The sequence below is a fragment of the Candidatus Sphingomonas colombiensis genome (assembly GCA_029202845.1).
In the GTDB taxonomy this organism is placed as follows: domain Bacteria; phylum Pseudomonadota; class Alphaproteobacteria; order Sphingomonadales; family Sphingomonadaceae; genus Sphingomonas; species Sphingomonas colombiensis.
Genome location: CP119315.1, coordinates 3,336,096 through 3,348,424, shown reverse-complemented (window position 1 = coordinate 3,348,424; position 12,329 = coordinate 3,336,096). Strand labels below are relative to the sequence as shown.

General features: G+C 65.5%; 11 protein-coding genes. 9 read left to right on the top strand and 2 right to left on the bottom strand.

The window, feature by feature from the left end; all coding sequences use genetic code 11:
- The first annotated feature begins 9 nt into the window (after positions 1-9).
- The 9 genes from smpB to P0Y64_16225 are packed head-to-tail and all read left to right on the top strand — an operon-like array spanning position 10 to position 10,700.
- Positions 10-492: an SsrA-binding protein SmpB gene (smpB, locus tag P0Y64_16265; GenBank protein WEK42880.1), complete on the top strand. Its 483-nt coding sequence runs from the start codon at positions 10-12 to the stop codon at positions 490-492.
- The gene (locus P0Y64_16260; protein WEK42879.1) at positions 492-1,052 is read left to right on the top strand and encodes a DUF2062 domain-containing protein; all 561 of its coding nucleotides are present in this window, start codon (positions 492-494) and stop codon (positions 1,050-1,052) included. Before smpB ends, P0Y64_16260 begins: the two co-directional genes overlap by 1 nt.
- 60 nt (positions 1,053-1,112) lie before the next feature.
- Positions 1,113-3,146 carry a M13 family metallopeptidase gene (locus tag P0Y64_16255; protein WEK42878.1) on the top strand — a complete coding sequence of 678 codons (2,034 nt, stop codon included), beginning with the start codon at positions 1,113-1,115 and terminating at the stop codon, positions 3,144-3,146.
- A gap of 60 nt (positions 3,147-3,206) precedes the next feature.
- Positions 3,207-5,591, top strand: coding sequence for a response regulator (locus P0Y64_16250; protein WEK42877.1), 2,385 nt, complete (start codon positions 3,207-3,209; stop codon positions 5,589-5,591).
- Between the two features lie 40 nt (positions 5,592-5,631).
- Positions 5,632-5,982 carry a response regulator gene (locus P0Y64_16245; GenBank protein WEK42876.1) on the top strand — a complete coding sequence of 117 codons (351 nt, stop codon included), beginning with the start codon at positions 5,632-5,634 and terminating at the stop codon, positions 5,980-5,982.
- A gap of 45 nt (positions 5,983-6,027) precedes the next feature.
- Complete coding sequence (ilvD, locus tag P0Y64_16240; GenBank protein ID WEK42875.1) at positions 6,028-7,749, top strand: dihydroxy-acid dehydratase; 1,722 nt, start codon at positions 6,028-6,030, stop codon at positions 7,747-7,749.
- A gap of 34 nt (positions 7,750-7,783) precedes the next feature.
- Positions 7,784-8,137 (top strand): hypothetical protein, encoded by a 354-nt coding sequence (locus tag P0Y64_16235; GenBank protein ID WEK42874.1) that lies wholly within the window; start codon positions 7,784-7,786, stop codon positions 8,135-8,137.
- Positions 8,134-9,516, top strand: coding sequence for an NAD(P)H-hydrate dehydratase (locus P0Y64_16230; GenBank protein WEK42873.1), 1,383 nt, complete (start codon positions 8,134-8,136; stop codon positions 9,514-9,516). The genes P0Y64_16235 and P0Y64_16230 overlap by 4 nt, the downstream gene beginning before the upstream one ends.
- On the top strand, positions 9,507-10,700 hold the full coding sequence (locus P0Y64_16225) for a class I SAM-dependent RNA methyltransferase (protein WEK42872.1): 1,194 nt from the start codon (positions 9,507-9,509) through the stop codon (positions 10,698-10,700). Before P0Y64_16230 ends, P0Y64_16225 begins: the two co-directional genes overlap by 10 nt.
- On the opposite strand, the gene truA is transcribed toward P0Y64_16225, so the two are convergent.
- Together truA and fmt are read right to left on the bottom strand one after the other, a co-directional pair.
- Positions 10,672-11,418, bottom strand: a complete 747-nt coding sequence (gene truA / locus P0Y64_16220; protein WEK42871.1) for a tRNA pseudouridine(38-40) synthase TruA — start codon at positions 11,416-11,418, stop codon at positions 10,672-10,674. The genes P0Y64_16225 and truA overlap by 29 nt on opposite strands.
- Positions 11,415-12,320 (bottom strand): methionyl-tRNA formyltransferase, encoded by a 906-nt coding sequence (gene fmt / locus P0Y64_16215; GenBank protein ID WEK42870.1) that lies wholly within the window; start codon positions 12,318-12,320, stop codon positions 11,415-11,417. Before fmt ends, truA begins: the two co-directional genes overlap by 4 nt.
- Between the last annotated feature and the right edge of the window lie 9 nt (positions 12,321-12,329).

Here is a 12,329-nt window from a genome sequence, read left to right as displayed (position 1 = left end):
GCGCGTCTTATGTCCCGTCCCAAACCCGCCACCTTCGACAAGAAGAAGATCGTTGCCGAGAACCGGCGCGCTCGGTTCGAATATTCGATCGAGGACAAGTTCGAGGCGGGGATCGTCCTGACCGGGACCGAGGTGAAGTCGCTGCGTTTCGGCGAAGGCTCGATCGCGGAAAGCTATGCCGAGGTGAACGAAGGCGGGGTGTGGCTGATCAACTCGAACGTGCCCGAGTTCAGCCATGGCAATCGTTTCAATCATGAGCCGCGTCGGCCGCGCAAGCTGCTGCTGCACGAGCGGGAAATCAACAAGCTGCACGGCGCGGTCGCGCGTCAGGGCATGACGCTGGTGCCGCTCTCGGTTTACTTTAACGGGCAAGGGCGTGCGAAGGTTGAGCTTGCGCTCGCCAAGGGGCGCAAGGATCACGACAAGCGCGCGGCGATCAAGGAACGCGAATGGAAGCGTGAGGCCGGGCGCGTGCTGCGCGAGCGCGGCTGATGGCGTCGCAAGCACCGGGGCTCTGGCAGCGGTTCGCCGCGTGGTGCCAACGCAATTTGCCGACCCGCGAATCGATGGAGAACAGCCGGCTGTTGCGCCCGGTGGCGCATCGCGTGCTGGCGCCGCACCTCTGGCGTTTCACCCGCCGTTCGGTGCCGCGAGGCGTCGCACTCGGGATGGTGACGGGCATTCTGTTTCCCGTGGCGCAAATCCCGTTTTCCGCGCTGCTCGCGCTGCCGCTGCGCGCCAATATTCCGGCCGCGGCGCTCACTACGTTCGTCACCAATCCGATCACTACCCCACCCCTGTGGGTCGCGGCTTATTGGATCGGAAAATGGGCGCTGCATATCGATAAGGCGCTGCCGGGCGATCCTGTGCGCGACGCGGTCGAATCGGGCTGGATGCAGTGGCTGCTATCCGATGCCGCGCCGGCCACCGCGACGGGCTTGCTGATCGTGACCGCGACGTTCGCGATCGGCGGCTACGTCCTGTCGGCGCTTGGCTGGCGGTTATGGATCGCGCGCAAGTGGAACAATCGTCGCATTCGTAACCATGATTGACGAGGCGTGTTATCGGCGTAAATCACGGAGCATTCTGTAAAGATTGAAGGGCTTCTCCTGATGCGTTCGATCCTCCTGGCCTCGCTGCTTGTATCTGTTGGCGCCGCCGCCGTCGCGCAAACCACGCCGCAATCCGCTCCCGCCGACCAATCCCGCCCGCAGATCGGCGATTTCGGTTTCGATTTGAGCGGCCGCGATCCAGCCGTCCCGCCCGGCAAGGATTTCTATGACTATGCCAACGGCGATTGGCAGAAGGTGACGCAGATTCCGGCGGATCGCGCCGCTTATGGCATGTTCCACAAGCTCCAGGATCTGTCGCAACAACGTCTGCGCGCGTTGCTTGAGGAGGTGTCGAAGCAGCCGGGCAACAAGTCAGGCGATTTCTACGCGAGCTTCATGGACGAGGCGACCGTGAACGCGAAGGGCGCGGCGCCGATCAAGCCGTGGCTCACCGCGATCAAGGCGGTGAAGGACAAGCGCGAACTGGCCGTTGAAGCGGCGCGGATGCAGCGCAATGGCGTATCGGGCCTGTTCCAGGTCTATGTCGGGCAGGACGACAAGAACCCGGATAGCTATATCGTCAGCCTCGCGCAGGGTGGTTTGGGGCTGCCCGATCGCGATTATTATCTGAAGGACGATCCCAAGCTCGCCGAAACGCGCACCGCCTATCAGGCGTATCTCGCGAAGATGCTGACACTTGCCGGCGAGCCCGATGCGGAAAAGCGCGCAGCAGCTGTATTCGCGTTCGAGAAGGAACTGGCCACCGCGCATTGGACGCGGATCGAGAGCCGCGACGCGGACAAGACCTATAACAAGTTTGCCTTCGCGGATCTTTCGACGCGCGCGCCGGGCTTTGCCTGGAGTGATTTCGCCACGGCGGCGGGTATGCCGGTTAGCGGTGACTATCTCGTCGCCCAGCCCAGCGCGCTGACCGGAGAGGCGAAGCTGTGGGCGGCAGCGCCGCTGGCGGTGCTGAAGGATCACCTGATGCTGCACACGATCGGCAGCTATGCGCGGTTCCTGTCATCCGATTTCGACAAGACGCGTTTCGCGTTTTACGGCACGACCTTGTCCGGCACGCCGGAGCAGCCGGCGCGATGGAAGCGCGCCAGCGATCTCATCAAGGATGAGCTGGGCGAGGATATCGGCCGGGCTTACGTCGCCAAATATTTCCCGCCAGAGGCCAAGGCGACGGCTGACGAGCTGGTGAAAAACCTGATCGGCGCGATGGGCGATCGGCTCCGCAAGCTCGAATGGATGGCGCCGGAGACGAAGGAGAAAGCGCTCACCAAGCTCGCCGCTTTCCGCCCGAAGATCGGCTATCCGACGAAATGGCGCGATTATTCGAAGCTTCAGGTGATGCGCGGCGATCTGTTCGGGAATGTCGCGCGCGCCAATGCGTTCGATTTCCAGCGCGATCTCGACAAACTCGGCAAGCCGGTGGACCGCGACGAGTGGTTCATGACGCCAATGGAGATCAACGCTTATTACAACCCGGCGATGAACGAGATCGTCTTCCCCGCCGCGATCCTCCAGCCGCCATTCTTCGATCCCAAGGCCGATCCTGCGGTAAACTATGGCGCGATCGGCGCGGTGATCGGGCATGAGATCAGCCATGGCTTCGACGATCAGGGTCGCAAATATGATGCGACCGGCAAGCTCACCGACTGGTGGACGCCGCAGGATGTGGAGCGGTTCAAGGGCTTCACCGACAAGCTCGTCGCGCAATATGATGCGTATGAGCCGTTGCCGGGGCAGCATATTCAGGGCGGCCTGACGCTGGGCGAAAATATCGCCGACCTCGCTGGCCTGACCGTCGCGATCGACGCCTATCACAAGACGCTCGGGGGCAAGCCCGCGCCGGTGCTTGACGGCACAACCGGCGATCAGCGTTTCTATCTCGGCTGGGCGCAGGTCTGGCGGATCAAGCAGCGTGAGCCGGCGCTGCGTCAGGCATTGCTGTCCGATCCGCATGCGCCGGGGCATTGGCGTGTTTTCACCGTGCGCAATCTCGATCCATGGTATTCGGCCTATAATGTGAAGGCCGGCGACGCCCTTTATCTCTCGCCTGAGGCCCGCATCCGCATCTGGTGATCGTATCTGCCGCCCGTCTGCGCTTGACGCACGGCGGGCGGCGAAGGATCACCCGCGATCATGGCATCCCGATCGCTCGCCTCGCAAACCTTGCTCACGCCGCGCACAGCCTTGCTGATCGCGGTGGCAGCAGGCGTCTTCGCCGCGCTTCTGGTGCTGTGGCTGGTAGGGGACCGGGTGTTCGCGGCCGGCTTCGCGGGTACCGCGATCGTGGCGGGGGCGGTGGCGGTTGTCTGGCGCTCGCTCGCCGGCGCTCGCGATGATGCGGTCCACGAAGTCGATTGGGGGCTGGCACGCGCGATCGCGCAAACCTCCGGCGAGGCGATCGCGGTTACTGATCGCACCGGGCGGCTGGTGTGTGCGAACGATCTCTATGAAACAATGTTCGGCGGCTTTCCGACCCCGCCTGCATTGTCGCTTGGGGAGGAAGACGCCTCATCGCTCGCCGCCGCGGGGCGGATCGCGTGGCGCGACGGGCAGGCCCGCGCCGAGCACATCCGGCTGGAGCACCAGACGGTCAACGTGGTTATTGTCCGTGCCGGTGAGCAACAGGATATGCTGATCTGGCGGTTCGAGCGCGCGGCGGATGCCAATCGCGCCGATCGCCTGACCGATGCGCTGGCCGGAGAATTCGGCAACCGGCTGGGCGCAGCGGGCATCATGGCGGCGATGATTGCGCCGGATGGCCGCATTCTATCCGCAAATCCGGTATTTCGTCATCGCGCGCTGGGCAGCGGCGGGGGAAGCGCTGCGGGCATGGATTTCGCGCGCTTCCTGATTACCGACAGCCGCGGGCTGGTCCGCTTCGAGCGCGAAGGGCTGGACGGAAACCCGTTGCGGCTGGTGCAAGTGCCGTTCGCCGATGGCGACAATGGCCCGATCCTGATCGCGATGCTCGATGACGAGGATCTGCCGACCACCGACGGCGCGACCGCGACGAGCCATATCAACACATTGGTATCCCTGATGCCGGTGGGGATCGCACTGGTCGATCGCGAGGGGCGCTTCGTTCAGATGAACGACGCGTTCGCCCGCGCCGCTGGAATCGATCCCGCCGTTCCACCGCTCTATCCCGGCGATCTAGTGGTGCGCGAGGACAAGGCGGCAGTGGCGGATGCCGTCCGGCGTTTCGCCAATGGCGCGGCCCAGTCCAGCGATATGGCAGTCCGGCTGCGCGATCACCCCGACGAGCCAATCGCGTTGACGATCGCCGGTGCGCGGGGGCTCGGTGCGGCAACTGTAGTGCTGAGCCTCAAGGACAATAGCGAGGAGTCGCGGCTCAAGCGCGAGGTGGCGCAGGTCACCAAAATGCAGGCGGTGGGGCAACTCGCCGGCGGCGTGGCGCACGATTTCAACAATATCCTGACCGCGATCCTCGGCCATTGCGATCTGATGCTGATGCGCCATTCGCCGGGCGACAGCGATTACGACGATATCCAGCAAATCCGCAGCAATTCGAACCGTGCGGCGGGGCTGACGCGGCAATTGCTCGCTTTCTCGCGCCAGCAGACGTTGCGACCGCAGATATTGCAATTGCCCGACGTCGTTTCGGAAGTGTCGAACCTGCTCAAGCGATTGCTCGGCGAGACGGTGACACTGAACGTCAGCCACGGTCGCGATCTTGGCCCGGTGCGCGCCGATCCGGGGCAACTCGAACAGGTTGTGGTCAATCTGGCGGTGAACGCGCGCGATGCGATGCTGTCGCGCAACCCGCACGGTGGCGGCACGCTGACGATCCGCACTCGGGCGGTCAGCATCGCGGAGGTGCGCGCGCGCGGCAGCGACATCATGCCGGCGGCCGATTATACCGCGCTCGAAATCTCCGATACCGGCACCGGCATCCCGCCCGAAGTTCTGCCCAAGATATTCGAGCCGTTCTTCACCACCAAGGAAATCGGCAAGGGAACGGGGCTCGGGCTGTCCACCGTCTATGGCATCGTCAAGCAATCCGGAGGTTACATCTTTGCGGATTCGAAGCCGGGACAGGGCGCGACTTTCACGATCTATCTGCCGGTACACAACAGCGGGACGGTAGCCCCTGTGCGAGTCGCGCCGCGTCCGCGTCAGGCCGATCTCTGGGGAACCGGCACAGTGTTGCTGGTGGAGGACGAGGCGATGGTGCGCGCGGTGGCCGAACGTGCACTGTCGCGGCAGGGTTATACCGTGCTCAGCGCCGAGAATGGCGAGGTGGCGCTTGAGCTGCTCGAAACCTGCCAGGCGCCCGATCTGCTGGTGTCAGACGTGGTAATGCCGACGATGGACGGGCCGACCATGGCGCGCCATGTGCGTGAGCGATATCCGCAACTCCCGATCCTGTTCATGTCCGGCTACGCCGAGGAACAGCTTCGCCGGTCGATCGATCTGGAAAATGTGTCTTTCCTGCCGAAGCCTTTTTCGGTGCAGCAACTGGCAGAAGCGGCGCGCGACGCGCTGACACAATCATGATGGGCTTGCGTCGGTTGCGGCGCTCGTTATGGCCCGATGCATGACCGCACAAGTCCTGATCGTCGAGGATGAACCGCTCATCGCGATGATGCTTGAAGACTTTCTCGACGCACTGGGCCGGCCTTGCGCGGGCACGGCGGATTGCAGCGCGGAGGCGCTGCCATTTATCGAGGCCGGCGTGGTCGGTTGTGCGATCCTGGACGTAAATCTGCGCGGCGGCGAGAAAAGCTGGACGATCGCGGATGCGCTGGCCACGGCTGACATTCCATTCGTTTTCGCGACAGGCGGTGGCGGCGAAACGATCATCGATCGCCATCGTGATCGCCCGCGCCTGATGAAGCCGTTCACCATGGAAGGCGTCGAGCAGGCGCTTAACCGGCTGGCACCCTGATACGAAGGGTTGCGCGGGTGCGGCACGCGGCCTAGCGAAGCGCGCATGACCCATCAATTCGACAAGTCTCGCCTGCCCAGCCGGCATGTTTCTGTTGGTCCGGAGCGTGCTCCGCATCGCAGTTATTACTATGCGATGGGTTTGACCGAGGAGGAAATTGCCCGGCCGTTCGTCGCGCTCGCCTCCGCCGGCAACGATAGCGCGCCCTGCAATACCACGCTCGATGCGCAGGCGGACGCCGCGCGTCGCGGGGTGGAGCAGGGTGGGGGCACGCCGCGCCGTTTCAACACGATCACCGTGACGGACGGGATCGCGATGGGGCATCAGGGCATGAAGTCCAGCCTCGTCAGCCGCGAGGTGATCGCCGATTCGGTCGAGCTTTCGGTCCGCGGTCATTGTTATGATGCGCTGGTCGGCTTCGCCGGGTGCGACAAATCGCTGCCGGGCATGATGATGTCGATGCTGCGGCTCAATATTCCGTCGATCTTCGTCTATGGCGGATCGATCCTGCCGGGTCGCTATCAGGGTCGCGACGTGACGGTGGTCGATGTGTTCGAGGTGGTCGGCAAATATGCCGCGCATGCTTGCCCGATCGAGGAAGTCCACGCGCTGGAAAAGGTCGCCTGTCCGGGCCATGGTGCGTGCGGTGGCCAATATACCGCGAACACCATGGCGTGCGTCGGCGAGGCAATTGGATTGTCCTTGCCTAACAGCAACATGGTGCCGGCACCTTATACATCGCGTGAGCAAATCGCGGTCGCGGCAGGCGCACAGGTGATGGAATTGCTGGCGAAGAATATCCGCCCGCGCGATATCTGCACGCGCGAGGCATTCGAGAATGCCGCGCGCATCGTCGCGGCGACCGGCGGCTCGACCAACGGCGCACTCCACCTCCCCGCGATGGCCAATGAGGCGGGGATCGAATTCGATCTGTTCGACGTCGCCGATATCTTCAAGACGACGCCTTATTGCGCCGATCTAAAGCCCGGCGGGAAATATGTCGCGAAGGACATGTATGAGGCGGGCGGCGTCTACATGCTGATGAAGACGCTGCTGGCGGAGGGGCTGTTGCACGGCAATTGCCTGACGGTCACCGGCCGCACGCTGGCCGAGAATATCGATGAGGTGACGTGGAACCCCGATCAGAAGGTGATCTATGACGCGAAAGCGCCGATCACTCCCACCGGTGGCGTCGTCGGGCTGAAGGGCAGCCTCGCCCCCGAAGGCGCGATCGTGAAGGTCGCCGGGATGCACCGCTTGCAATTCGAGGGGCCTGCGCGCTGCTTCGATTGCGAGGAGGATACGTTCCAGGCGGTGGAGAATCGTGAGATCGCCGAGGGGGAGGTGGTCGTGATCCGCTATGAAGGGCCAAAGGGTGGCCCCGGCATGCGCGAGATGCTCTCCACCACTGCGGCGCTCTATGGCCTTGGCATGGGCGAGAAGGTCGCGCTGATCACCGACGGTCGCTTCTCGGGCGCGACGCGTGGTTTCTGCATCGGCCATGTCGGCCCGGAGGCTGCCGAATGCGGGCCGATCGCTTTGGTCGAGGATGGCGATACGATCCGTATCGACGCGGAGGCGGGGACGATCGACCTGCTCGTCGATGAAGCGGTGCTCGCGGAACGTCGCGCCCGCTGGAAGCCGCGCGAAAATGGCTATGGCTCTGGTGCGCTGTGGCGTTACGCGCAGAACGTCGGCCCGGCGCGCAAGGGCGCGCTGACCCATCCCGGCGCGGCTGCGGAGCGCCATGTTTACGCCGATATCTGATCGCCCGGCCGCGGCGATCCTTCTTGCGGCGCTCTTGACGGGATGCGGCGCACGCGGCGGCGACGGGAATGCGCTTGCTGCCGTTGAGCAGGAGCATCGCGAACTGGCCAGCGGCAAGGGCGATCTCGATTGCGCGATCGGTGATGCTCGCGCCTTTTCGCGGTCCTGTGCGCTGGAGCGGGAGCAGAGCGAGCGCGGACTTGTGCTCACCGTGCGCCACGCCGACGGAGGTTTCCGGCGCCTGCTGGTGACGAAGGACGGACGTGGGGTCGTCGCAGCTGACGGTGCCGCGCCGGCAGAAGTGGTGATCATGGGCGCGAACGAGATCGAGGTTACGCTGGCCGGGGACCGCTACCGCCTGCCCGCAACGATCGGTGCCAGGCGATGACGCCGCTCGACGGCAAGCCGATCCTGACCGACGCCGAAATGCGCGCGGCGGAGAATCGAGCGATCGCGGCGGGCACGAATGTCGAGGCATTGATGGAGCGGGCCGGCGCGGCAGTGGCTGAGCAGGTCCGTCGGATCGCGGGCGATCGGGAGGTGCTGATCCTGTGCGGCCCCGGCAACAATGGTGGCGATGGCTATGTCGCGGCGCGGATATTGGCGGCGACTGGCCATGCGGTGCGGGTGGCTTCGACCGGCGAACCGCGCAGCCCGGCGGCGATCGCGGCCAGGCGCGGCTGGGGCAGCGCGGTCGAGCCGCTCGCCGCCGCGCAACCGGCTTCCGTGCTGGTCGATGCGCTGTTCGGCACTGGATTGACGCGCGGGTTGGAAACCGAAACAGCGGCGGCGCTCGTCCGGCTGGTGCAGGCGGCACAGCTTTCGATCGCGGTTGATCTGCCGAGTGGCGCGGCTACCGATGACGGGCGGTTGCTATCCGCTTCGCCGATTTATGATCTGACGCTGGCGTTAGGCGCGCTCAAGCCGTCGCATCTGCTGCTGCCGGCGGCCGCTCGTTCGCGTCAGCTCCTGGTGCTGGATATCGGCGTCCCGGTGGAAAGCGGTGCCACGGTACTCGCGCGTCCGAAGTTGGCAACGCCAGCGGCTCAGGCGCATAAATACAGCCGGGGAATGGTCGCAATCATTGCCGGGGCGATGCCGGGGGCTGCGGCATTGGCGGCTATCTCAGCAGCGGCTGGAGGCGCGGGATATGTGCTCCTGCTCGGCAGCGCGACCGACCGGCTGCCGCATGCGGTGGTGCGGCGGCGCTATGATCCGGCGTCGTTGGCGGATACGCGTATCGGCGCGCTCCTGATCGGTCCGGGGTTGGGGCGCGACGATCGTGCGCGTGATCGGCTGAGCGACGCCCTTGCCAGCGATCGACCATTGGTGGTCGACGGCGATGCGCTCCACCTTGTAAGGGCGGAGCAGATCGCAGCGCGCAACGCGCCGACGATCCTGACCCCGCATGGGGGCGAATTCGATGCGTTGTTCGGAAACGGCGACGCGAGCAAGATTGAGCGCGCGCGCGATGCGGCGAAAGCCACTGGCGCGACGATTGTTTTCAAAGGGGCCGATACAGTGATTGCAACACCCGATGGCGGGGTGAGTATCGCTCGCGCCGCGCCGACATGGCTGTCCACGGCTGGCACCGGCGACGTGCTCGCTGGCGTGATCGCCGCGCGGCTCGCAGTCGGCGGTGATGCGTCGATCGCGGCGGGCGAGGGCGTTTGGCTGCATGGCGAGGCCGCACGCCGCGCAGGAGCCGCGTTCATCGCGGACGATCTCGCGCGGCATTTGCCAGGGGCGATCGCCGCATGTCTGTGAACGAGATTGTTCGTATCGGCGCGCTCGGCGATGGCGTGACGGCGGACGGCCGCCATTTCGCCTTCACCGCGCCCGGGGATGTTGTGAACGAGAACGGCACGATCGTTCCCGGCCCGCATCACGCGCCGCCGCCTTGCCGCCATTTTCCTGCGTGCGGCGGATGTCAGCTCCAGCACCTCGACGATACGGCGTGGGCGGGCTTCATCACCGATCGCATCTCATCCGCGCTGGCGGCACAAGGGTTGACGACCGATATTCGGCCACCCGTCCTTTCTCCACCGCATACCCGCCGCCGCGCCACCCTGCATTGGGAGCCATCGGGGCGGTTGGGCTTCACCGGCGAAAAAAGCCACGCGATTGTCGATCTTTCGCAATGCCATGTGCTGGCGCCCGAGCTGTTCGCGATCGTCGCGCCACTCAAGCGCCTGCTCGGGCGGCTACGGTTGCGGCGGCGGCTCGATATCCATCTCGCGCTCGCGGATCAGGGCGTGGACGTGCTGATTTCCGGCGCGGTGCCAGAGGGGCTGGAAGCAGCGGAGGCGATCACTGCCTTTGCCGAGCAACACGGTCTGGCTCGTTTCGCCTTAGATGGGGGCTTTGGCCCCGAGGTGCGATGGGAGCCGGATGCAGTAACCGTGACGTTGGGCGACCTGCCCGTCCCGCTGCCCTCGGCCGCGTTTCTTCAGGCGACGCGCGAAGGCGAGGCGGCGCTGGTCGCGGCGATGCGTGAGGCGGTTGGGAGCGCGCCGACGATCGCGGACTTGTTCGCCGGTCTCGGTACGTTCGCGTTGGCGTTTCCGGCGAAGGTCTATGCTGCGGAGGGCGGGCGAGAAGCGGTTCTGTCGCTGAAAGCCGCGGCAGGGCGTGCGCAGCGGCCGGTGTTCGTCGAACATCGCGATCTCTATCGCCGGCCGCTCGCGCCGGCGGAGCTGGATCGCTTCGCCGCGGTGGTGCTCGATCCGCCGCGCGCTGGTGCCCGTGAACAGGCGGAGGCGCTGGCGACCTGCAAAGTGCCCGTGGTCGGCTATGTTTCGTGCAACCCGGCCAGCTTCGCGCGGGACGCCAAGGCGATGTGCGAAGGTGGTTATACGCTCGAATGGGTGCAGCCGGTCGGCCAGTTCCGCTGGTCAACGCATGTCGAACTCGCCGCGCGCTTCACGCGTCCGGATAGTCAGCGCCGATGAAGTAAAGCCCGTCGGGTGGCGCGTTATAACCGAGCGCCGCCCGGTCGCGTGCGTTCAGCGCGGCGGAAACATCGTCGGGCGACCATTTTCCCTGACCGACAAGCGCGAGGCAGCCGACCATCGAGCGCACCTGATGGTGCAGGAACGAGCGCGCGGAGGCGAAAATGTCGATCCGGGTGCCGTCTGTCACCACGTCGAGTCGGTCGAGCGTCCTCAACGGGCTATCCGCCTGGCAATGGGCCGAGCGAAAGGTGGTGAAATCATGCCGCCCGACCAGTCGCTCAGCGCCGGCCCGCATCGCCGCGACATCCAGCGGTGGCGCGACGCGCCACGCCAGCCCATGTTCAAAGGTGAGTTGCGCCCGCCGCATGACGATGGTGTAGCGATAGTGGCGGGCGACGCAGGAGAAGCGCGCGTGCCAGTCATCTGCCACTTCTTCGACAGCTAGCACCGCCACCGGCGCGGGCCGGACCCGCGCGTTGAGCGCCTCCATCAGGCGAAAAGGTGTGATCGGTTTCTCGATATCGACGTGCGCGCGCATCGCCGTGGCGTGAACGCCGGCATCGGTACGCCCGGCGGCATGGACCGCCACTTGCTCACCTGTGATCGCGAACACCGCGTCTTCCAGCGCCTGTTGCACGCTGGGGCCATGCGCCTGGCGCTGCCAGCCCATGAAGGGGCGGCCGTCGAATTCGATCGTCAGCGCGAATCGCGTCACAATATCGCGCCCGCCGGGATGGCGAAGCCGCGCAGCAAATCCCCCGTCGTCATCACTCCGCGCCCGGCGCGCTGAACCAGCGATGGCCGGATTGCTCCGCCTGCGCAGGCGATGGTGAGCCTGTCGTCGAGCACGGTTCCAGGCTCGCCGCCGATGTCGCGTTCTACCGTGGCCGCGAGCATCCGGACGCGCTCGCCATTGATCTCGAACCACGCGCCGGGCGGGTTGAACGCGCGAATCTGCCGCTCCACCATCGCCGCATCCTGCGTGAAATCGAGCCGCGTCTCGTCCTTTGCGATTTTCGCGGCATAAGTGATGCCGTCCTCCGGCTGCGCGACCGACGGGTAGGCATCAGGGTCAGCGAGTACTTGCACCATCAACCGCGCGCCGAGCAGCGCCAGTTCGTCGGTCAATTCCCCGGCCGTCTTGCCATGGATCGGGGTGCGTCCTTCCAGCCGCACCGGGCCGGTATCGAGCCCGGCCTCCATCTGCATGACGCCAACCCCCGTTTCCGGGTCTCCGGCGAGGATCGCGCGCTGGATCGGCGCCGCCCCACGCCAGCGGGGCAGCAGCGAGCCATGGACGTTGAGGCAGCCGAGCCGTGGCGCATCGAGCACCGCGCTCGGCAGGATCAGGCCATAGGCCGCGACCACCGCGACATCGGCCCCAAGCGCTGCAAATGCCGCCTGTTCCTCCGACGATTTCAGGCTGACCGGGGTGCGGGTGGCGATGCCATGCTCCTCCGCGCGACACTGCACCGGAGAGGGGACGAGTTCACGCCCGCGTCGCCCACCGGGGCGCGGGGGCTGGCTATAGGCAGCAACGATTTCGTGACCCGCATCGACCAGCGCGTCGAGCGTCGGCACGGCGAAGGCTGGCGTTCCCATGAAGATGATCCGCATGGCCCGTTC

Bases quoted from the DNA above. Each gene is read 5' to 3' on its own strand.
- P0Y64_16230 (WEK42873.1), top strand. From the start codon at position 8,134: ATGACGCCGCTCGACGGCAAGCCGATCCTGACCGACGCCGAAATGCGC.
- smpB (WEK42880.1), top strand. From the start codon at position 10: ATGTCCCGTCCCAAACCCGCCACCTTCGACAAGAAGAAGATCGTTGCC.
- P0Y64_16255 (WEK42878.1), top strand. From the start codon at position 1,113: ATGCGTTCGATCCTCCTGGCCTCGCTGCTTGTATCTGTTGGCGCCGCC.
- P0Y64_16250 (WEK42877.1), top strand. From the start codon at position 3,207: ATGGCATCCCGATCGCTCGCCTCGCAAACCTTGCTCACGCCGCGCACA.
- P0Y64_16225 (WEK42872.1), top strand. From the start codon at position 9,507: ATGTCTGTGAACGAGATTGTTCGTATCGGCGCGCTCGGCGATGGCGTG.
- P0Y64_16260 (WEK42879.1), top strand. From the start codon at position 492: ATGGCGTCGCAAGCACCGGGGCTCTGGCAGCGGTTCGCCGCGTGGTGC.
- ilvD (WEK42875.1), top strand. From the start codon at position 6,028: ATGACCCATCAATTCGACAAGTCTCGCCTGCCCAGCCGGCATGTTTCT.
- fmt (WEK42870.1), bottom strand. From the start codon at position 12,320: ATGCGGATCATCTTCATGGGAACGCCAGCCTTCGCCGTGCCGACGCTC.
- P0Y64_16245 (WEK42876.1), top strand. From the start codon at position 5,632: ATGACCGCACAAGTCCTGATCGTCGAGGATGAACCGCTCATCGCGATG.